Origin of the sequence: Nonomuraea sp. SBT364 (genome assembly GCF_001083785.1) — a bacterium.
Classification (GTDB): domain Bacteria; phylum Actinomycetota; class Actinomycetes; order Streptosporangiales; family Streptosporangiaceae; genus Nonomuraea.
Genome location: NZ_LAVL01000027.1, coordinates 1 through 19,598, shown reverse-complemented (window position 1 = coordinate 19,598; position 19,598 = coordinate 1). Strand labels below are relative to the sequence as shown.

The window sequence follows — 19,598 nt, the reverse complement described above, 5'->3', positions numbered from 1 at the left end:
CCGCCATGATCCTGATCGTCAGAATGCTCGCGCGGCGGGTCCTCATCCTGGTCCCGCTGGTGCTCGGCGTCGTCGCGTTCGTGTTCATCGTGATGCGCTTCTCCAACAGCAAGCCGGAGTACGCCTACTTCCAGGGCGCGAACCCGACCGCCGAGCAGATCCGCCAGTTCCAGCTGGAGAACGGCCTGCTGGACCCGCTGCCGCTGCGCTACGTCCGCTTCGTCGGCGACCTGCTGCAGGGTGACCTGGGCACCAGCGTGCTCACCAAGAAGCCGGTGATCGAGTCGATCACCACGGCGCTGCCGCTGACGCTCCAGCTCACGTTCCTCGGCCTGGCGGTCGGGATCGTGCTGTCGCTGGTGCTCGGCGTCGCCGGCGCGCTGTTCCGGGACCGCTGGCCGGACCAGGTGATCCGCATGGTGTCGCTGGTCGGCGTGGCGGCGCCGTCGTTCTGGCTGGCGCTGCTGATGATCCAGTGGCTGGCGGTGGGCGAGGGCCTGTTCCCCACCGGCGGCTACATCAACCCGGCCGACTCCTTCGGCGGCTGGCTGCGCTCGATGACGCTGCCCGCCCTGTCGCTGTCGCTGCCGATCGCCGCCCAGCTCATCCGCATCATCCGCACCTCGATGGTGGAGGAGCTGGACCGCGACTACGTGCGTACCGCGATCGGCAGCGGCCTGCCGCCGATCGTGGTGGTCGGCCGCAACGTGCTGCGCAACGCGCTCATCAACCCGCTGACCGTGCTCGGCCTGCGCATCGGCTACCTGATCGGCGGCACCGTGGTCATCGAGACCATCTACGGCCTGCCCGGCATGGGCCAGCTCATGATCAACGCGGTGCGTGACGGCGATCCCGCCGTGGTGCAGGGCGTGGTGCTGACGATCGCGGTCGGCTTCATGGTCGTCAACCTCGTGGTCGACGTCCTCTACCTGCTGGTCAACCCCCGGCTCAGGAGTGCCGCATGAGACGAGGACTGGCGGAGCGCCTGTCGAGACCGGGCGCAGGATTCAGGAGGCTGCCGCCGCTGTCGTGGGTGGCGGTCGGCATCGTGGTCGTCGTGGTGCTCGCGGCGCTGTTCGCGCCGCTCATCGCGCCGCACTCGCCGTACTTCCAGGCCACCACCGGCGGCGGCCCGTCCGCCGAGCACTGGATGGGGCTCGACAGCGCCAACCGCGACATCCTGTCCAGACTGTTGTACGGGGCGCGCTGGTCGCTGATCATCGGCCTCGGCGCGACCGGTCTGGCGCTGGTCGTGGGGGCCGCCATCGGCGCGCTGGCGGCCACCTCCCGCCGGGCGATCGACGAGACGATCATGCGGCTGCTCGACGTCATCATGGCCTTCCCCGGCATCGCGCTGGCCGCGGTGCTGGTCGCGGTGTTCGGCGGCAGCATCCCGGTGCTGGTCATGGCCATGGCGTTCCTCTACATGCCGTCCGTGGCCCGGGTGGTGCGTGCCAACGTGCTGGCCCAGTACGGCGAGGACTACGTCGCGGCCGAGCGGATCATCGGCGCCCGCACCCCGCACATCGTCATCAAGCACGTCGCCATCAACTGCGCGGCCCCGGTGCTGGTGTTCTGCACGGTGATGGTCGCGGACGCGATCGTGTTCGAGGCGTCGCTGTCGTTCATCGGCGCCGGCGTGCGCCCGCCGGACCCGTCGTGGGGCAGCGTCATCGCCGACGGCAAGAACCTGGTGCTGCTCGGCGGCTGGTGGGCCACGGTCTTCCCCGGCCTGCTCATCCTCATCACGGTGCTCGCGCTGAACATCCTCTCCGAAGGCATCTCCGACGCCTGGGCCGCCCCGGCCGCCCGCAAGGCCGCCGTCCGCAAGGAGGAGGACGCCTTCGAGCAGGCCAGGCCCGGCTCCGGTGAGATCGTCGAGCTGCCCGGCCTGGCCGAGGCCGCGCGCCGGCTCGCCGAACGCGCCCGCCCGCTGCCCGGCGGGCCGCCGATCCTGTCGGTCGAGGACCTGCGGATCGGCTTCGACGCCGGGGTGGACATCGTCGACGGCATCTCCTTCGAGGTACGGCCCGGCGAGGTGCTCGGCCTGGTCGGCGAGTCCGGCTGCGGCAAGTCGCTGACCGCGCTGACCGTCATGGGGCTGCAGCCGTCGCACGCCCGCGTCACCGGCGAGATCGTCTTCGACGGGCAGCGGCTGCTGACCATGCCGCGCAAGGCGCGCAGGAAACTGCTCGGCCACGACATGGCGATGATCTACCAGGACGCGCTCTCCTCGCTGAACCCGGCCATGACCATCAAGGCCCAGCTCAAGCAGGTCTGCCGGCGCGGCGGCCGGCGCACCCCGGCCGAACTGCTGGAGCTCGTCGGCCTGGACGCACGCCGTACGCTGTCGTCCTACCCGCACGAGCTGTCCGGCGGGCAGCGGCAACGGGTGCTGATCGCGATGGCGCTGTCCCGCGAGCCCAAGCTGATCGTCGCCGACGAGCCCACCACCGCGCTCGACGTGACCGTCCAGGCGCAGGTCATCGAGCTGCTGCTGAAGCTGCGCGAGGAGCTCGGGTTCGCGCTCATCCTCGTCTCGCACGACCTGGCGCTGGTCGCCGACGTCACCGACCGGGTGGTCGTCATGTACGGCGGCCAGATCGTGGAGACCGGCGTCACCGCCGAGCTCGTCGGGGCGCCGGCCCACCACTACGCCCGCGGGCTGCTCGGCTCGGTGCTGTCGCTGGAGTCGGGGGCCGAGCGGCTCACCCAGATCCGCGGCGTGGTGCCGTCCCCGGCCGACTTCCCGGCCGGCTGCCGGTTCGCCGACCGGTGCCCGATGGCCTCCGAGGTGTGCCGTACCGACGTCCCGGCGCTGGCGGGCGACGAGCGCAGGCACACGGTGGCCTGCCATCACCCGGCGGTCGTCCTGATGGGAAGTGAGCAGCATGCTTGAGCTGAAGGACGTGCACGTCGTGCACAAGGCCCGCTCGGGCGGCCTGTTCACCCGCGACCGGGTGTACGCGCTGACCGGCGCGGACCTCGTCGTCGGCGCCGGCGAGACCGTCGGCGTCGTGGGCGAGTCGGGCTGCGGCAAGTCCACCCTGGCCAAGGTGCTGGTCGGGCTGCAGCGGCCGACGTCCGGGACGGTGTCGTTCCGGGGCCGTGACCTGTGGGGGCTGAAGGAGTCCGAACGCCGGCCGATGATCGGCTCCAGCGTCGGCATGGTGTTCCAGGACCCGTCAACGGCGCTGAACCGGCGGCTGCCGGTCCGCCAGGTGCTGCGCGACCCGCTCAACGTGCACCGGCGCGGCACCCCGGCCCAGCGCGACGCCCGCGTGCGCGAGCTGCTCGACCTGGTCGGGCTGCCCGCCAGCGCCGCCGACGCGCTGCCCAGCCAGCTCTCCGGCGGCCAGCGGCAGCGCGTGGCCGTCGCCCGCGCGCTCGCGCTGGAGCCGGCGCTGATCGTCGCCGACGAGCCGACCAGCGCGCTCGACGTGTCGGTACGGGCCCAGATCCTCAACCTGCTGCTCGACCTGAAGGAACGGCTCGGGCTGGCGCTGGTGTTCGTCTCGCACGACATCCAGACGGTCCGCCGGATGAGCGACCGGGTGGTCACCATGTACCTGGGCCGCATCGTCGAGCAGACCCCCGCCGGGGCGCTCCCGCTCGGCGCGCGGCACCCGTACACCCGGGCGCTGTTCTCGGCCACGCCGGGGCTGATCTCACCGATCAACCCGATCCCGCTGGTCGGCGCGGTGCCGTCGGCGACCAGGCCGCCGAGCGGCTGCCCGTTCCGGACCCGCTGCTGGCGGGCCGACGACGCGTGCGCGGCCGGCTGGCCGGACGCCGTCACCGACGACGACCACCTCTACCACTGCCACCACCCGGTGGCGGCCGGTGCCACCGACCTCGAACTGATCCAGGAGCGTGTATGACCACCCTCACCGGAGTGATCCCCCCGGTTTGCACCCCGTTGACCTCCGAGGGGGAGGTGGACGCCGGGTCGCTGACACGGCTGGTGGACCACCTGCTGGAGGGCGGGGTGGACGCGCTGTTCGTGCTCGGGTCGTCCTCCGAGGTGGCGTACCTGACCGACGCGCAGCGCCGGGTGGTGCTGGACACGGTGATCGGCCACGTGGGCGGGCAGGTGCCGGTGCTGGCCGGGGTGATCGACATGACCACGCCCAGGGTGCTGGAGCACGCCGCCGTCGCCGTCGCGGTCGGGGCGGCCGGGCTGGTGGCGACGGCGCCGTTCTACACACGCACCCATCCGGTGGAGATCGCCACCCACTTTCGTACGCTCGCGGCGCGCGGCGGGCTGCCGGTGTACGCCTATGACCTGCCCGTCTCCGTGCACCTCAAGCTGAGCGCCGAACTGCTGCTGGAGCTGGCGGCCGACGGGACGCTGGCCGGGGTGAAGGACTCCAGCGGCGACGACGGCGGGCTGCGCCGGCTGATCCTCGCCCGGGAGGCGCCCTTCAGCGTGCTCACCGGGTCGGAGGTGACCGTGGACAGCGCGCTGTGGATGGGCGCCGACGGCGTGGTGCCGGGGCTGGGCAACGTCGACCCGCACGGGTACGTGCGCCTGGTCCGCGCCGCTGCGGCGGGCGACTGGGAGGAGGCCAGGCGCGAGCAGGAGCGCCTGGTGAGGCTGTTCGAGATCGTCCACGTGGCGGGCTCCCGGATGGGCGGCAGCTCCGCAGGGCTCGGCGCCTTCAAGGCCGCGTTGCACCTGCGCGGCATCATCGACCACCCGGCCACGGCCGTCCCGCAGGTCCCGCTCGACGACGACGAGACCGGCCGCATCGGCAAACACCTCGCGGCGGCGGGCCTTCTGTAGGCATGACCACATTCCGCGGCCTGACGTACTGCATCCGCGCCCGACTGAGCGATCAGCCGGGCTCGACCTCAGTGACGGTCACATACCCGTCGTGATGACGGCAGCGGCTGGGCGGGGGCAGGAATCCAACGTCCACGCGGTGCCAGGTCGCCTGCCCAGTAAAACCTTCACCGGCCAGAAGTCGCCCGGCACCCGGCACGACCACTCCGCGTTCGTCGCCGGACGTTCGTGTGGCAGCCGTACCGGACGGCCATAAGGGGACCGCGACGCCGGTGTCGCGGCCCGAGGTGATGTCGAGGAGCAGGCAGGACTCGTCCTCCACCCATGTGAGCCTGGCCGTGATCGGCACGGTCTCGCCCGGCGGGTCCGCAGCCGAGACGTAGATGGCCGGGTCGTCGCCGACAAGGCAGGAGGAGGTCGCGCAGCCCGGCGAAGCGGACACGACAGTCGCCGCGGCTCGCGAGGCCCGCGGCCCCGAAGCGGATGACGTGCAGGCCATAATGCCGAGAACGACAGCCATACCGGTCGCGATGATCGCGCCTCTCATCGTGGCCCCTCCTCCGCGGATAGGCTGGACCGCCGGAAACGCCTCACGACGGCCCATCGGGCAGGCCATCGACTCCATACGTTGTAGCGGGCTCCATTGTAGAAACGGTTCACGGCTTGAAGGCGCAGCACAGGACGTTGTCGTCGTCCACCAGCGCGCCCTCTAGGATGCCGTACACCTGCATACCGGCGAGCGGGGAAGAACGGCCCGCCGCTGTCGCCGAAGGTGCGCCGTGTGCTGCCGTTGAGGATGCTCGTGAGCACCTGGCCTCCGACGATCTCCCCGATATCGCCGTCGTAGAAGGAGTGGTTTAGTTTGAAAATCGTGCCGCAGCCGGAGGCGGACCCGAGCTTACACACCGACTGTTCAGCTGCGGTCCCGAAGAGACGCTGTCGACGTACGACCTCTGGCCCAGCCCCAGTAGAAGGTGCGGGTCGCGGTCAGCCAACCCCAATGCCGCCAAGCTGGCCCGCACCCCCAAGCGACTCGAAGAAGCGCCTCCAGGTTTGTCCGAAGCGGCATGAGATGTCGGAGCTGGTCATAGACGGAGGCCAGCTCGCCGGAGAACTCCGCGCCGGTGAAGTCGGTAGAGAGGCCTGTTGAACAGGACTCGGATAAAATCCAGATCGGCTCCGTTCCTGCCAGTTCGGGTTCGGGGCATGCGGGTAGGCGCACAGTTCGGCGGGTGGGCCAGGGCTCAATCGACCCCGAGCACGCTACTCAGCCGCGTCCGCATGCGTCGCTTGCGCTGCTCGATGAATGCAAGGAAATCGTGCAGGTCGAGCGGCAGGTCTTGGAGGTCGTTTGCATGAAGGTAGGTATGGCGCTCGGCGTCGGTGGCGAAGGCATGCGCCAGCCAATTGGCCGGTAGCTTGGCGTGCTTCTCGGCGTTCGGTACGCCGCCGAGGAGCTGGAGGTTCGGCAACAGGTCAACGGTCGCTCGGTAGGTGTCCACCAAGGCGTCATCGATGCCCGCGTCCCGAAGCCGCTTCGGAGTGAATCGTGAGCGAGGGAAGATGTGATCTTCGTGGAATTCCTTCGACAGGTCCAGGCCGGGATACAGCAGCGCAAGCACTGGGAAGGTGCGCTGGCTGGCGTACTTGAGCTCCAGCAGCTCATCGATTTCGGTTGGCTCGAAGGCAAGCGACTTACCGAGTGTGCTCATCTCCTTCTCGATGTCGGCCACTGGGAAGCTGTCTGCACCGTGGGTGTCGATCGCCTGGCGAAGCCGGATCAGTAGGGTGTCCAAGCCGGATCCCCAGATCCCGCGCTTCACCAGGGACCGGGTCACCCACTGCCGGACTGCCAGCCTGTCCTTTACGTCTGCGCTTGAGGTCAGGTAGCTGTCCGGGAGATTTCGGCGAGCCAGGTAGTACGACAAGGGCACTACGGCGCTGGCTGCCGTGAGCGTTCGATTAGTGAAGCCAAAGAGATCAAGCAGGGACGCTGCTTTTATCATGGCCACTCGCGTGGTGCTCCACGCGTCTTCCACCTTCTGCATGTTGCTGGCGGTGAAGTTGGAGACCTTGAATCGAAGATCGACTCCGGCGACCATGAGCGCGGTCTTGAGTACGACATCCTTGGAGAAGGAAAATGTTCTGGTGCCGCCGGTGTTGAGTTCCTGGACCAGTTGGCGTACCTCTTCTCGTGCGTCGAGTTGTTGCCACTGGTTAGTCGCCATCGACAAGAGTAGATCTGAGTATGACAGCGTGGTGCCGCCGCTGTTGACCCGGACGAAGATGTCGAGGACCTTGTCCGCGTCCTGCGCCTTCTCCAGAAAGTAGTTGATCGGCTTGCGTGTGCGTACCGCCTCGTATAGGTCATAGAGGCGCTGGTAAGGTTTGACATCATTGAGGTCGATGCCGCGTTTCGCCAATTCGCCGTAGAGCGCTGGCCCTGCGTTTGCCAGGTCTAGGATCGCGCCGACCGGATACCAGCGGTCCGGATTCCCATCCGCAGAGGCGGCCTCGACGTCGGTGAGAAACCTCAGATCGTATCGTAGACCCATTTCGTCCGGGTCGGGATCCTCCACCAGATTGAGGTGGAGTCGCTTCTTGGGAAATGCGTCGGGGCTGCTCCACCAGGCGTATTTCCGCTTTTCCGCGTGGCTGCCGTAGATGGCGATGTTAAGGGCAGTCAGTCGCTGCTGGCCGTCCAGCACCGCGGTCACGCCACTGCCGTTTGGAATCGCTGCCCTGGTTGCGTAGGGATTGTCTCTTTCATGGTAGTGAGTGAGGAAATCGTAAAAGGTGTAGTTAGTCACCGTCCTGGGCTCAACTTTCCAAAGGAGGAATGAGCCGATTGGGTACCCCCTCATGAGACTGTCGACGAGCCACCGGATCTGGTCGGCACTCCAGACGAACTCCCGCTGGATCGCCGGTAGCAGGTATTCCTTCCGGTGGATAGACGTCAGGATTTCCTCCACCGTCACGGGCGTCTGGAAAGCCACGACTGGCAACTCCTTCGAATTGAATCATCTGATTTTTGCGGCATTCCCCACTTGCGATAAGGCATGCAGATGAGAATGTGACGTACGATAATGTCACGCCGCAGCCACCTCGATTGCGGCCAAGCGCGCACCGCTATCGGGATCGCTGCAGCGGACGTCAAAGAGGCCGGTCGTCACGCCGGCATAGCTCGCGGTATGCCTCGCTCAGTTCCACGGCCTCGGGCACACGGCGGGACTCCACGGCTTTGACCACCTCGGCCGCGCGCCAATAGTGCGACGGCACGAGATGCGGGTCGGTGAGGGCGGCAAGCGTCATGTTCGCGGCCTCGTCGGGATGGTCGGCTGCCAGGAGTGCGAGCGCTAGATCGAGCCGCGCGGCAAGGGTTCTGCGGGGCCGTCTCGGGGGGTCCGACTCTTGCCGGGCGAGCACACCACGTGCGTACGGTTCCGCCGCCGAATCGCCAAGCCAGGACAGCGTCGTCGCGATGTAGGCGTCGGACTTGGCGGGGTCGTAGCGGTAGTGGTGCTCGGGCCGGTCGGGGTCCGGCAGGTGTGCGACGAGCCGCGCGACCCGGTTCAGTGTGTCGCGGGTCTCCCGGGCAGCGCCGAGGCGCGCCCAGACCCGGCCCTCCTGTGCTGTCGCCTGGATGTACGCCGAACCGCCCCTGGGGGCCGCCCGCTGTGCTGCCTGGGAGAGCGTCAGGGCCCGCCGGTATCCGCCATCGATCAGAACCTGCCATGCCTTCGTCTCCAGGCACCAGGCCGAAATCTCGCGATGCTCCGTCTCCTTGGCGAGTTGGGCGGCTGTATGCAACCGAGCCGTTGCGGCCGGGAACCGGCGTAGATCGATGAGGCAGGTCGCAGCGAGAAGTGAGAGCCAGCCGCCGGCCACGAGCAGTCGCCGATGCTCCGTGAGCGTCTTCTTGGCATCCAGGAGTTGGAAAACGTAATCAAGGTGCTGGCGAACGCGGACCAGCAGCTCATGGGGTGGCGTTCCGTGGTAAGCGATGGCGAGGTCGTCCACCGTCGCCTCCAGCCGTTCAAGGGTGCTTTCCCCAACCTCGGTGGCGGCGGCACGACGAGTCAGCTCCAGGGCCCTTCGCTCGTCGTCGCCATCGATTCCGAGGAGGCGATGGTGGTGCTCAAACAGTTCGTCCTCGGTGAGTCCGAAGGCTCGGGCGTACAGGAGGCGGTAGGGGTCGTCGGGCTGGTTGTGTCCGGCCTCGTATGCTTTGATGCGGCGGACGATGCTCTCCCGGGAGGGCAGCCGGGCGCGTACATCACCGTCGGCGGCCTCGACCAGATGTCGGGCCATGTCCTTCTGGCTCCAGAACCGGTTGCGGCGCTCGGCACGTAGCCGTACGGCCCATGCGGGGGGTTCGGTGGCCATCGTGTGCACCTCGCTGTCAGACCTGGGGGACGTTCTGACCACCCTTAGTATCCCCTGATCGCATCTGTGATCGAAGAATTACGCACTGTTGTAATCGGAGGTGACCCGACCGGAGCGGGTCCGTAGGCGCTGAAACGTTGTACGGACCCCTTGATCAGGATGGTGGTCCTGACCCATGACACACGATAGGGCTGTAGCCGCCGCTCGTCCGGTGTTCGCCGGGTGGCGGATCATGCGCAGCGACGCTGGGCGGTTCTGGGCGACCCGCGAGCGGCGGTTCCCCGTGGCCGCCGAGGAGGCGGGCGCGTACCGGACGGTCGATGCCGACGACCTGGGGAGGCTGTGCCAGGTCATCGCGGAGCAGGAGAGCATCGCCGAAAAGGAGAGCCCGGCCGCATGGACGGCCCGATGACCGCGTCCATCGATGTTCTCGCTCCGCCCGAGGTCGTCGTGGAGGAGGACGACGAGGACTGCCCGGGGATTTCGCCACACCCGGCCCCGCCGGGGCCCGGGCGTACGGCGTTGTGGTGGATCGAGCAGAGCCGTGGGCGCGGCCGGGTCGTCGCGTACACCTGCTTCTGCCGGATGACCACCTGCGAACTGGTCTGCATCGCCGGTTCCTGCCAGGTCCGCCGCCAGACTCTCCCTCGGCCCGGCATACCCTCCCTGACCTGGACGGCTCACTGCTGGTGCCGCGTGGAAGCGTACGAGTGGTGGCGCCGCCTCCTCGCCGGCCAGGCCCGATGAGCCACCCCGCCGCCAGGTCGTGGCACGGTGGGGGCCTCTGTTCGGTGTCAGATAGGTGAACACCCCGGAAAGGCGAGCAGTCGAATCAAGTCCCGCTGCACGGTCGCCCCTCACCCAGCGCGAGTTCGTGGACCCGACTGCTCGAACGTCATTACCGACGCTACGCGAGTCCGGCCTGTACCGGGCGAGATGAGCGCGACTCAGGGCCGGTCATAGATGGAGTGATCGCCGATGCGGCGCCAGATCAGGAACGGCTCGCCGTTGTCGGTGCTCCCGAACTCGAAGGTCGCTCTGCCGTCCGGGGAGGCGAAGTTCCACGTCAAGGAGTAGACGTGGGTGTCGGTGAGTTTATGGATGCGCAGCCGTGGTGGCCAGGGGGCGCGGCCTGTGTGTGCTCCCTGCTCGATCGCCGGCAGGAAGTGCTTGTACACAGCCTCTCTGAACATCACGTAGTGCTCAGGAGGAAGCCGGGCCGCGTCTCGAAGGAAGGCGGCCGTGCGATCGAATCTCACGGGACGTCTTCTCCGCGGACCACGTCTATCTCGGCGAAGAGGTCGTCCATGGTGTCGAAGGCGCGAGTGCGGCCCTCCCGGATGTCAGCGTCGGCCTCGGCTTCTGCCGACTGCCATCCAGGAGTCCAGTACCAAGCCTCGTCCGCAGGGACAAGGGCAGCGACACGGCGACCTTGGTCGGTCAGATAGGCGATCGTGTGTCGCTGTGCCGCAGCGGTGATGACGTCGGGCAGATGGCCGTCGGCCTCGTCCAGTGGCACCTCGAACGCTTCCTCGCTCATGTCGCGAGTGTAGGTCTTGGCTTGTGCGGGGGTCACATGTCAAAGAGTAATGGATCGCCTACGTGCAGTTGCTGGAGTTCTCGGATGCGTACTCGTCGATCCGGGTGAATCAGGATGTGTCGCCTGCTGGGGCGTGCCTGCGCGGGGGTCAGCGGTTGACGCCGTCGCCTCTGCCGGTGAGGAGGTGGAGGTCGTCGCGGCGGGGGAGGCTCTCCCAGTCGCCCTGGGAGGTGACGGCGAAGGCGCCTGCCGCGCAGGCCATGTCCAGGCGCCGCTCCGGGGCGGCGCCGTCGAGCCAGCCCGCCAGCCAGCCGGCGGCGAAGCCGTCGCCGGCGCCGACCGGGTCGACCTCCGTCACCCGGTACGGCTCGGCCCGCCGCGACGCGCCGGCGGACAGCTCCAGCGCCCCGGCGGCGCCGAGCTTGACCAGCACGTGCGCCGGACCGAGCGCCGCCAGCGCCCGGGCCAGTTCCTCGGGGCCGCCCGGGGTGTCGGGACCGGTGATGAGGCTGCCCTCGGTTTCCGTGGCGAAGAGGATGTCGACGTCGGCGATGATGTCGCGCAGCCAGGCGCCGGCCTCCTGGGGGGTCCAGAGCGCCTTGCGGTAGTTGACGTCCAGGGACACCGGCACCCCGGCGGACTTCGCCTCGGCGACGGCGTGGTGCACGGCGGCGCGGGCGGAGGCCGAGAGAGCGGGGGTGATGGCCGAGACGTGCAGCACCCGCGCGGACCTGATGAGCGCGGGGTCGAGGTCGTCGGGCGACAGGCGGGAGCCGGCGCTGCCCGCGCGGTAGTAGCGCACGTCGATGTGGTCGGCCGTCCGCCTGCCCTTGATCATCAGCCCGGTGGGCGCGTCGAGGTCGGGGACGGCGCGTACGTCCACGCCCTCGCCGGCCAGCGTGGAGCGGATCAGGTCGCCGAACTCGTCCGCTCCGACCCGGCCGATCCAGCACGCCGGGTGGCCCAGCCGCGCCACGCCGATCGCCACGTTGGACTCCGCGCCGCCCAGCCCCAGGTCGAAGTCGCGGGCGAAGCGCAGCGGCCCCGTGCGGCGGGCCGCGAACAGCGCCATGGTCTCGCCGAAGGTCACCAGTCCGGTCATCGCGTGGAGCCCAGCTTTCTCGAGATGCGTGCCGCCGCCCCCGCCACCAGCGGCCCCAGTTCGCGCACCCGCGCGGCGGTGATGCGCGAGGTGAGGCCGGAGACGGAGATGGCGGCGGTGACGGCGTCGTGATGGTTGAAGATCGGCGCGCCGACGCAGCGCACCTCGGGTTCGTTCTCCCGGTCGTCGACCGAGTAGCCGCGCCTGCGCACGCTGGCCAGCTCGGCGCGGAGCCGGGCCGGGTCGGTGATCGTGTGCGGGGTCGCCCCCGGCAGGCCGGCCGCGATCAGTTCCTCGACGGTCTCGTCCGGCTGCCAGGCCAGGATCGCCTTGCCGACGGCGGTGGAGTGCAGCGGGCCTCGGCTGCCGATGCGCGAGGCCATGCGGACGTTCGCCTGGTTCTCCACCTTGTCGATGTAGACGACGTGCGGCGGGTCGTAGACCACCAGGTGGACGGTCTCGCGCACCTCGCTCATCAGCCGGTGCGACTCCTCGGCGGCGACCGAGCGCAGGTCGAGCGTGGACAGGTAGGCCTGGCCGAGCCGGAGCGAGCCGTGCCCCAGCCGGAAGGCGCCGGTCTTCCTGTCGCGCTCCAGCAGGCAGGCGTCGACGAGCGGCGCGGCCAGCCGCAGCACGGTGCTCTTGGGCAGGCCCACCGCCTCGGCGAGCTGGGTCAGCGTGAGCCCGTTGTGGTCACGTACGTGCTCCAGCACGACCAGGGCGCGTCTGAGCGAGGCGGACTGGTTGCGTTCGGGCACGCACGCCAGCCTACGACAACTTCCGGAATTGCAATACGACGTTGTGCAATGCAGAACATCTCGGGGTGTCACTTCCCAGCTTCCCGCCGCCTTCCTACTGTCACGGCGAGGAGGTAATAGTGAGGTTTCTTTACTGTGCTGCCGCCCTCGTGGTGCTGACGGCCTGCGCGCCCTCCACGGCGCCCTCGACCGGCGGCGGCGACGAGAAGACCGGAACGCTGCGCGTCTGGCTGTTCGACGAGCCGAACCGCGCTCCCAAGGACAAGGTCGTCCAGGAGGCGATCAAGGAGTTCACCGCCGCCCATGACGGCGTCGAGGTCGAGGTCGCCTATGTCCCGACCACCACCGCCCGGCACGAGAGGTTCAAGGGCGCCTTCAACGACCCCGCCAGCTCGCCGGACGTGGCCGAGTACGGCAACACCGACCTGGCCGAGTACGCCGCCGCCGGCGCCGGCGGCGACCTGACCGCCGACCTCGGCGGCCAGGACCTGACCGCCGAGCTGGTCCGGTCGGCCTCCGTCGACGGCAAGCAGTACGGGCTGCCGTGGTTCGTCGGCATCCGCGCCCTCTACTACCGCACCGACGTCTTCACCGAGCTCGGCCTGGAGCCGCCTGCCTCGATCGAGGAGCTCACCGCCACCGCCCGCGCCATCCGCGAGAAGAAGCCCGACCTGTACGGCATCGCGGTCGGCGGCGAGTACACCTTCGGCGCACTGCCGTTCGTGTGGGCCGCGGGCGGCGACATCACCAGCCTGGACGGGCCCGAGGCTCGCAGGGGCGTCCAGGCGTACACCGGCCTGCTGTCCGAGGACGTCTGCCCGCCGCAGGCGTGCGCCTCGCTCACCGGCGGCAAGACCGTCGAGTTGTTCGCCGGCGGCAAGGCCGCGATGGGCATCCTGGGCAACTTCAACCGCTCGGCCGTCGACGCGGGCGCGGCGGCCGGCAAGTACGCGGTGGTGCCGCTGCCCGGCTTCGACAAGGGCTCGCTCGCGCCCGCGTTCGCCGGCGGCAACAACCTGGGCGTTATGAAGAACGCCAAGCACCGCTCGCTGGCCGTCGAGTTCGTCAAACTGCTGGGCGGCAAGACGTACCAGGTCAAGATGTACGAGGCCATGGGCAACCTGCCGACGCTGACCTCGGCCCGTACCGAGGTGGCGGGCAAGGAGCCGTTCCTCAAGCCGTTCCTGGACACGGTCGAGGCGGGGACGAAGTTCGTGCCCGTCGACCCGGCCTGGGTGAAGATCGACAACGGCAAGGTCATCCCGACGATGCTGCAGAAGGTCGCAACGGGACGGTCCAGCGTGGACGAGGCGACCACCGAGGCCGCCACCGCCGTCAAGGCAGCCTTCGGCCGCTCGTGAGCCGCGCACGCCCCTGGCTCTACCTGCTGCCCACCGCGGCGGTGCTCGTCCCGCTGTTCGGCTACCCGGTCTACATGCTGGGGCTGCTGTCGGTGTTCGACTACCGCCAGGCGCAGGTCAGCGGCGGGCAGCCGACCACGTTCGTCGGGCTCGGGAACTACGCGACGGTGCTCGGCGACCCCCGGTTCTGGCAGGTGCTGCTGCAGACCGTGGGGTTCGCCGCCGCGCTCGTCGTCGCCACGCTGGCCGTGGGCGCGGCGCTGGCGGTGCTGCTCACCCGCGTGTCGGCGTTCCCCCGGGCGGCGCTGTCGCTGGCGGCGCTCGGGGCGTGGGCGGCCCCGGCGATGACCGGGGCCACCGTGTGGATGTTCCTGTTCGACGCCGATCTCGGGCTGGTCAACCAGGCGCTCGGCATCGAGGGGTTCAACTGGTTCTACGACCGGTGGGTGACGTTCGGCGTCGTCGGGGCCACGGTGGTGTGGCACTCGTTCCCGCTGGTCATGCTGACCCTCTACGCGGGGATCCAGGCCATCCCCGGCTCGGTGCTGGAGGCGGCCGCGCTCGACGGGGCGTCGGCCTGGCACGCGTTCTGGCGGGTGATGGTGCCCATGCTGCGGCCGCTGGTCACCATCGTGGTCATCCAGTCGATCATCTGGGACTTCAAGATCTTCACCCAGATCTACGTGATGACCAGCGGCGGCGGCATCGCCGGGCAGAACTCGGTGCTCAACGTCTACGCCTACCAGACCGCCTTCGGGTCGTCGGAGTACGGGCTCGGCTCGGCGATCGGCGTGATCATGACGCTGATCCTGCTGGTGATCACCCTGTTCTACATCCGGGCGCTCCATCGCACCGGGGAGAGGCTCTAATGCGACACCTGGCCAACACGGTGGCGCTGGTCGTGGCGTTCCTGACGGCGTTCCCGCTCTACTGGATGGTCGTCTCCGCGGTCAAACCCGCCGGGGAGATCCAGTCGCTCGACGTCAAGCCGTGGACCCTCCACCCGACCGCCGAGCACTTCGCCCGGGTGCTCACCGGGGAGGGGTTCGCCCGCTACTTCCTCAACAGCGCGATCGTGGCGCTGTCGGTCGTCGTGCTGTCGGCTCTGGTGGCGTTCCTGGCGGCGGTGGCGGTGACCCGGTTCACGTTCCGGTTCCGGACCACGGTGCTGATCATGTTCCTGATCGCCCAGATGGTGCCCGTCGAGGCGCTGACGATCCCGTTGTTCTTCGTGGTGCGGGATCTGGGGCTGCTCAACACGCTGGGCTCGCTGGTGCTGGTGCACCTGGCGTTCTCGCTGCCGTTCGCGATCTGGATGATGCGCGGGTTCGTCGCCGCCGTGCCCGAGGCGCTGGAGGAGGCGGCGATGATCGACGGGGCCGGGCGCGCGACGATCCTGTGGCGGGTGCTGTTCCCGCTGGTCGCGCCGGGGCTGGTGGCGACCAGCGTGTTCTCGTTCATCACCGCCTGGAACGACTTCGTCTTCGCCAGAACCTTCATCATCTCCGCCAAGGACAGCCAGACCCTGCCCGCCGCGCTGCTCGTCTTCTTCAAGCCCGACGAGAACGACTGGGGCGGGATCATGGCGGCCTCCACGCTGATGACGATCCCGGTGCTGATCTTCTTCGTGGCGGTGCAGCGCAAGCTGGTGTCAGGACTTGGAGGGGCCGTCAAAGACTGAAATCTCATGCTTGTCGCCGGGGGCCAGGAACTCCAGCAGCCGCATCCCCTCCTCGGCCACCGCGTCCAGGTCCTTGATCGGCTCCCACTGGTGGATGCCCAGCGTGGAGACCTTCCTGGCCCTGGTCACGGTCCAGTCCCCGGCGGTGACGCCGTCGACCAGGATGATGCGCGGCATCACGTTGGTGCCCATGAACCCGTTGAGCGCGGCGAACCCGGCCTCGGTGATGACCCGGGACCGGTCGGCGTACGACAGGAACAGGTTGTCGAAGTCGTACATCAGCCGCACAGGTGCTGATATCTCGGGCGATGGGTGTCCAAGGTCGGCAAGATCCGGCAGGTCGTACAGGGTGCGGCCCGCCTCGTCGCGGAACCGTACGAGATCCATCGACTCCACCACCTCGCCCAGCCGCGTCAGCCCCGACCACGTCTGCGCGTCCATCACCGTGGCCGGGCCGAACGCGCGCAGGTAGCGGGTGACCAGCTCGGCGGGCGTCATGGGCGGCGCCTCGAACCCGAGCCACGACTCGGCGCTGGTGTGCGCGATCGGGCCGCTCCTGCCCCACAGGCCGCGCGGCGGCACCTGCACCAGCGGCACCAGCCAGCGCACCACCTGGCTCAGCACGTGCGGGTCGTTGCCCGGCCACCGCTCGGCCAGCGCCCTGCCCAGCGCGGCGAACGTCACCGGCTCCGCCTCCACCACCTCCCTCCCGTACGCGGCCAGCTCGCCCAGGTCCACGCCGTCGAGCCGCCTGACGAACGTGGTCCTGGTCATCCGCTCGGTCACCACCTGCAGCAGCGGCCGCATCGCCAGGCAGTCGCCGGCCGTCACCAGGTGGATGGTCGAACGCTGCAACGCCAGCCGGACCAGCGCCCGCGACTCCAGCAACGCCGAGGCGTCCGCCGCCCGGAAACCTTCGATCCGGTTCCACAGGCCGGTGTACCAGGTGTGCGGAGTCTGCGCCTGCAGGCCGCCCAGGTGCGTCACGACGTCCGCGATCGAACGGTCGGTGCGCGACAGGAGGAACTGGCGGTCGAGGGTCGCCCGGTTGAGCGCCCTGCCGGTGAGGAGAGGGTTCATGCGGTCCAAGGTAGGGGCTATCGCGGCCGGTCCCGGGCCGCGATAGCCCCAGCGTCACCGGCGGGAACGCCGGGCTGTGGTCTGCCGTCCCCAACGGGAGTATGCGCTCGAACCCCCGCGCCTTCCAGCTCGGACCGGCCCAGGCAGCGTTCGGTGCTGGGCAGGCCGCCGGCGGCGGGCGGCGGTGGCGGGCGGCGGTCAGCGCGCTCGCCGTTCCGGCGGGGCGCGACCGCGGGGATCCTTACGAGGTGCTCATGCCGACAGCATGGGCGCCGCCTCTTACGCCCTTGGTCGCCCGATTGTCGCCCCGATCGGTTATCTCCCGTCGATCCGTTATCGACATTCACCAACCACACTGCTGTCACATGAGTCATCAAACGTCGCTGCCCACCGAGGAGCGCACCGGAGCGGAGCCGGTGGACCGGGGCAGCGTGCTGGAGCTGTTCGACAAACTCGGCACCGTCGTCGTGCCGGTGGCGGTCGGGCTGTACGCGCTGCTGTACATGGGCTTCGAGAGCGTCTACGACACCTTCGGCATCACCCCCGAACAGGCCGGGCTCGACCAGGCGGGCATCCTCGGCCGCCTGGTCACCACGCTGGTCGTGCTGTTCCTGGCGCTGCTGCCGCTGGGCGGCATGCTGGTGGGCGCCGCCTGGCTGTTCGACCGGATGACGCGCGGGACGGCCGGGCGGGCGATCGCGTGGGCGCGGGAGAAGCCGTGGCCGGCCGCCGCCGTGGCCGCGCTGCTGTCCGGCAGCGCCTACTGGGGGCTGCTGAACGGTCTGGAGGTCACCGGCACCCCCGTGCCGGTCACCGTCGTGGCGGTCGCGCTCCTCGGCTTCCTCGTCCCGTACCGGCTGCTGCGCGCCCGGCCGGTCGGGCGGGCCGGGACGCGGGTGCTCACCAGCGCGTTCGTCGGGATCGGGATGGGGTTCGTGCTGGTCAGCTGGATGACCGAGGGCGCCGAGGACATCCATGCCAACGGCAACGGCAACCTCGTGCTCCAGCTCGCCGGGTTCCCCAACCAGTGGGCGGCCGTGCGCGACGGCGACGGCAAGGCGGTGTCGCGTGAGCGGTGGCTGGTGCTCGGGCAGGACGGCGGGTCGTACGTGTTCTACGACTGCGGCCGGATGACCACCGTGCGCCGGCCGATCGAGGCGACCATCCTCACGGACGTGGAGCTCGACCCGGACTTCACCGAGGGCGGCACCAAGCAGGCGCGCCGCTGCGGGCACGCGCTCAGCACACCTTCCGGTAGCCGGTCTCGGGGATGAGCCGGCGCCACTCGTCCTCGCTCAGCCCGCCCGCCTTGGCACACACCTCGCGCACGGCGTCGGCCCGTACGGGGTCGGTCGCGGCGACGTCGAGCGAGATCACGGTGCCGTGGCCGCTCAGGTAGTGCAGGGCGCGGCCGTCGGCCGAGAAGGCGTAGGAGTTGCCCGGGGCCTGCAGGGCGACGGACTTGAGCAGCCGCCCGTCACCCACCCGCCACAGGCGCACGGCGTCACCGGCGGGCACCGCCAGCACCCGGCCGTCGGGGCTGAACACGGGCGCGTCCCCGCCCGGCGTGCCGAGCCCGCCGGGCGCGCCGTCGTCCGCCGGGTCCATCGCCGTGGTGGTGGACGCGCCGATCAGGTACGTCTTGGGGCCCGCGACCGCCAGCAGGCGGCCGTCCGGGCTGAAGGCCAGCGGCGCCGCGCCGTCCTCCGGGGCGACGCGGATCGCCCGCTTCAGGGCGCGCTTGGGCACGTCCCACAGCTCGACCCGGCCGTCCGGCCTGGAGACGGCGGCCCGCCGGCCGTCCGGTGAGAGCGCCACCCGGCCGCCGGTCACCTCCAGCAGCCGGCCGCCGCCCGAGTAGAGCTCGGTCCGCTCGCCCACGCTGACCAGGAACGTGGCGTTCGTCGCCGTTCCCGTGGCCACCGCCACCGGGGTGCCGCCCGCGGTCTCGGCGTAGCGGCCGTCGTCGCTCAGGCCCGTCGTGGCCGGAGGCAGCGGGTGCGTGGCCAGCCGGCGGCCGGTCGGGACGTCCCACGCGGTGACCGCGTCGCCCTCCCACCGCACCAGGCTGTCGCCGCTCAGCCGGTAGCGGGCCCCCCGGGTCGGCACGGGGTCGCTGAACACGCCCAGTTCCTCCTGGGACAGCGACGCCCGCAGCGCGTCTCGCGCCTCGCGCACCGGTGCCAGCCGCCACGCCGCCACGCTCAGCCGCATCGCCGCCTGCGGGTCCTCGCCGCGCAACGCCTCCGCCCTGGCGGCCACCAGCCGGGCGTTCTCCTGACGGGTGAGCTCCGGCCCCGCCTTGACGGTCACCATCGCCACGCCCAGCAACACCACGGCGGCCGCCAGCGCGACCACCGCCCCCTTCCGCAACCGCTCCTCAAGCGGGCGCCCGCGTCGGCCGGCGGGGCGGCGTCCGGCTGCCGGGAGGTGGCCGGGCGTGGCCGGGTGGGGCGCCGGAACGGGCGTCCGGGGGTGGTGTCTCCGCGTGACCCAGGTGCGCAGGCGGGGCCAGGCCCTGTAGAGGGCGGCGCTGGCGGGGACGATGCCGTCGCCGCCGATCGCCACCAGCGTGCCCACCGGGGTCTCCACCGGGGGGACCCGCAGGCTCGGTCGCACGAGCAGCCCGGCGTCCTCCAGGCGGGCCAGGGTGCCGTGCTCGTCCTGGGCCGGGCCCCCTTCCAGCAGCGTCAGCAGCAGGCCGGGAAGCTCGGCGCGCTGCCGCTCGGTGAGGGTGCCGTACACCCGCTCGGCCACCTCGCCGAGCGCGGGCGGCCCGGCGAGCCCGGGAGCCGGCACGACGGCCGGGCCACCGTCGCCACCCTCGTCACCCTCGCCCTCGTCGGGCGGGACCAGGCCGGCGTCACGCAGCTCGCCGGCGAGCTCGTGCCGCAGGGCGGCGGC

General features: G+C 70.0%; 19 protein-coding genes. 10 read left to right on the top strand and 9 right to left on the bottom strand.

Annotated features, from left to right (window positions below; all coding sequences use genetic code 11):
* Positions 1-5: 5 nt before the first annotated feature.
* From ADY59_RS15455 to ADY59_RS15440, 4 genes are read left to right on the top strand one after another with little or no spacing between them, the layout of a single operon-like run.
* Positions 6-965, top strand: a complete 960-nt coding sequence (locus ADY59_RS15455) for an ABC transporter permease (RefSeq protein ID WP_049562716.1) — start codon at positions 6-8, stop codon at positions 963-965.
* Positions 962-2,899: a dipeptide/oligopeptide/nickel ABC transporter permease/ATP-binding protein gene (locus tag ADY59_RS15450; protein WP_049562715.1), complete on the top strand. Its 1,938-nt coding sequence runs from the start codon at positions 962-964 to the stop codon at positions 2,897-2,899. Before ADY59_RS15455 ends, ADY59_RS15450 begins: the two co-directional genes overlap by 4 nt.
* Positions 2,892-3,881: an ABC transporter ATP-binding protein gene (locus tag ADY59_RS15445; RefSeq protein WP_082310126.1), complete on the top strand. Its 990-nt coding sequence runs from the start codon at positions 2,892-2,894 to the stop codon at positions 3,879-3,881. Before ADY59_RS15450 ends, ADY59_RS15445 begins: the two co-directional genes overlap by 8 nt.
* Entirely contained in the window at positions 3,878-4,786 is a 909-nt protein-coding gene (locus tag ADY59_RS15440; RefSeq protein ID WP_049562712.1) for a dihydrodipicolinate synthase family protein, read from the top strand. The genes ADY59_RS15445 and ADY59_RS15440 overlap by 4 nt, the downstream gene beginning before the upstream one ends.
* A 52-nt stretch (positions 4,787-4,838) precedes the next feature.
* Here ADY59_RS15440 and ADY59_RS15435 read toward each other — a convergent pair whose 3' ends face one another.
* The 3 genes from ADY59_RS15435 to ADY59_RS15425 form a co-directional block, all read right to left on the bottom strand.
* Entirely contained in the window at positions 4,839-5,333 is a 495-nt protein-coding gene (locus ADY59_RS15435) for a hypothetical protein (RefSeq protein ID WP_156325514.1), read from the bottom strand.
* Between the two features lie 697 nt (positions 5,334-6,030).
* Positions 6,031-7,782, bottom strand: a complete 1,752-nt coding sequence (locus tag ADY59_RS15430) for a DUF262 domain-containing protein (RefSeq protein WP_049562708.1) — start codon at positions 7,780-7,782, stop codon at positions 6,031-6,033.
* Positions 7,783-7,939: 157 nt separating this feature from the next.
* Positions 7,940-9,172 (bottom strand): transcriptional regulator, encoded by a 1,233-nt coding sequence (locus ADY59_RS15425; RefSeq protein ID WP_063780665.1) that lies wholly within the window; start codon positions 9,170-9,172, stop codon positions 7,940-7,942.
* Between the two features lie 232 nt (positions 9,173-9,404).
* Here ADY59_RS15425 and ADY59_RS15420 point away from each other — a divergent pair, with 232 nt between their 5' ends.
* Complete coding sequence (locus tag ADY59_RS15420; RefSeq protein WP_231618735.1) at positions 9,405-9,584, top strand: hypothetical protein; 180 nt, start codon at positions 9,405-9,407, stop codon at positions 9,582-9,584.
* A complete protein-coding gene (locus tag ADY59_RS15415) occupies positions 9,569-9,919 on the top strand; it encodes a hypothetical protein (protein ID WP_049562704.1) in 351 nt (116 codons plus the stop codon). The genes ADY59_RS15420 and ADY59_RS15415 overlap by 16 nt, the downstream gene beginning before the upstream one ends.
* 200 nt (positions 9,920-10,119) lie before the next feature.
* On the opposite strand, the gene ADY59_RS15410 is transcribed toward ADY59_RS15415, so the two are convergent.
* From ADY59_RS15410 to ADY59_RS15395, 4 genes are all read right to left on the bottom strand, one after another.
* Positions 10,120-10,431 (bottom strand): hypothetical protein, encoded by a 312-nt coding sequence (locus ADY59_RS15410; RefSeq protein WP_049562703.1) that lies wholly within the window; start codon positions 10,429-10,431, stop codon positions 10,120-10,122.
* Positions 10,428-10,712, bottom strand: coding sequence for a type II toxin-antitoxin system Phd/YefM family antitoxin (locus ADY59_RS15405; protein WP_049562702.1), 285 nt, complete (start codon positions 10,710-10,712; stop codon positions 10,428-10,430). The genes ADY59_RS15410 and ADY59_RS15405 overlap by 4 nt, the downstream gene beginning before the upstream one ends.
* Before the next feature lie 148 nt (positions 10,713-10,860).
* A complete protein-coding gene (locus tag ADY59_RS15400; protein WP_049562701.1) occupies positions 10,861-11,814 on the bottom strand; it encodes a sugar kinase in 954 nt (317 codons plus the stop codon).
* Positions 11,811-12,572: an IclR family transcriptional regulator gene (locus ADY59_RS15395; protein ID WP_231618734.1), complete on the bottom strand. Its 762-nt coding sequence runs from the start codon at positions 12,570-12,572 to the stop codon at positions 11,811-11,813. The genes ADY59_RS15400 and ADY59_RS15395 overlap by 4 nt, the downstream gene beginning before the upstream one ends.
* 119 nt (positions 12,573-12,691) lie before the next feature.
* Here ADY59_RS15395 and ADY59_RS15390 point away from each other — a divergent pair, with 119 nt between their 5' ends.
* Genes ADY59_RS15390 through ADY59_RS15380 form a run of 3 tightly spaced genes read left to right on the top strand, consistent with a single transcriptional unit; the run spans position 12,692 to position 15,614 of the window.
* Complete coding sequence (locus tag ADY59_RS15390; RefSeq protein ID WP_049562699.1) at positions 12,692-13,933, top strand: extracellular solute-binding protein; 1,242 nt, start codon at positions 12,692-12,694, stop codon at positions 13,931-13,933.
* Entirely contained in the window at positions 13,930-14,802 is an 873-nt protein-coding gene (locus ADY59_RS15385) for a carbohydrate ABC transporter permease (protein WP_049562697.1), read from the top strand. Before ADY59_RS15390 ends, ADY59_RS15385 begins: the two co-directional genes overlap by 4 nt.
* The gene (locus ADY59_RS15380) at positions 14,802-15,614 is read left to right on the top strand and encodes a carbohydrate ABC transporter permease (RefSeq protein WP_049562695.1); all 813 of its coding nucleotides are present in this window, start codon (positions 14,802-14,804) and stop codon (positions 15,612-15,614) included. Before ADY59_RS15385 ends, ADY59_RS15380 begins: the two co-directional genes overlap by 1 nt.
* On the opposite strand, the gene ADY59_RS15375 is transcribed toward ADY59_RS15380, so the two are convergent.
* On the bottom strand, positions 15,585-16,694 hold the full coding sequence (locus ADY59_RS15375) for a winged helix DNA-binding domain-containing protein (protein WP_049562693.1): 1,110 nt from the start codon (positions 16,692-16,694) through the stop codon (positions 15,585-15,587). The two genes, ADY59_RS15380 and ADY59_RS15375, sit on opposite strands and share 30 nt — an antisense overlap.
* 365 nt (positions 16,695-17,059) lie before the next feature.
* Here ADY59_RS15375 and ADY59_RS15370 point away from each other — a divergent pair, with 365 nt between their 5' ends.
* On the top strand, positions 17,060-17,968 hold the full coding sequence (locus ADY59_RS15370; protein ID WP_156325512.1) for a hypothetical protein: 909 nt from the start codon (positions 17,060-17,062) through the stop codon (positions 17,966-17,968).
* On the opposite strand, the gene ADY59_RS51405 is transcribed toward ADY59_RS15370, so the two are convergent.
* Positions 17,934-19,598: hypothetical protein (locus tag ADY59_RS51405; RefSeq protein ID WP_049562689.1), on the bottom strand; the 1,665-nt coding region annotated here is incomplete at its 5' end. The two genes, ADY59_RS15370 and ADY59_RS51405, sit on opposite strands and share 35 nt — an antisense overlap.

Excerpts from the sequence above, each read along its gene's own strand:
- ADY59_RS15455 (WP_049562716.1), top strand. The coding sequence starts at position 6 with ATGATCCTGATCGTCAGAATGCTCGCGCGGCGGGTCCTCATCCTGGTC.
- ADY59_RS15450 (WP_049562715.1), top strand. The coding sequence starts at position 962 with ATGAGACGAGGACTGGCGGAGCGCCTGTCGAGACCGGGCGCAGGATTC.
- ADY59_RS15445 (WP_082310126.1), top strand. The coding sequence starts at position 2,892 with ATGCTTGAGCTGAAGGACGTGCACGTCGTGCACAAGGCCCGCTCGGGC.
- ADY59_RS15440 (WP_049562712.1), top strand. The coding sequence starts at position 3,878 with ATGACCACCCTCACCGGAGTGATCCCCCCGGTTTGCACCCCGTTGACC.
- ADY59_RS15435 (WP_156325514.1), bottom strand. The coding sequence starts at position 5,333 with ATGAGAGGCGCGATCATCGCGACCGGTATGGCTGTCGTTCTCGGCATT.
- ADY59_RS15425 (WP_063780665.1), bottom strand. The coding sequence starts at position 9,172 with ATGGCCACCGAACCCCCCGCATGGGCCGTACGGCTACGTGCCGAGCGC.
- ADY59_RS15420 (WP_231618735.1), top strand. The coding sequence starts at position 9,405 with ATGCGCAGCGACGCTGGGCGGTTCTGGGCGACCCGCGAGCGGCGGTTC.
- ADY59_RS15415 (WP_049562704.1), top strand. The coding sequence starts at position 9,569 with ATGGACGGCCCGATGACCGCGTCCATCGATGTTCTCGCTCCGCCCGAG.
- ADY59_RS15405 (WP_049562702.1), bottom strand. The coding sequence starts at position 10,712 with ATGAGCGAGGAAGCGTTCGAGGTGCCACTGGACGAGGCCGACGGCCAT.
- ADY59_RS15400 (WP_049562701.1), bottom strand. The coding sequence starts at position 11,814 with ATGACCGGACTGGTGACCTTCGGCGAGACCATGGCGCTGTTCGCGGCC.
- ADY59_RS15380 (WP_049562695.1), top strand. The coding sequence starts at position 14,802 with ATGCGACACCTGGCCAACACGGTGGCGCTGGTCGTGGCGTTCCTGACG.
- ADY59_RS15375 (WP_049562693.1), bottom strand. The coding sequence starts at position 16,694 with ATGAACCCTCTCCTCACCGGCAGGGCGCTCAACCGGGCGACCCTCGAC.
- ADY59_RS15370 (WP_156325512.1), top strand. The coding sequence starts at position 17,060 with ATGAGTCATCAAACGTCGCTGCCCACCGAGGAGCGCACCGGAGCGGAG.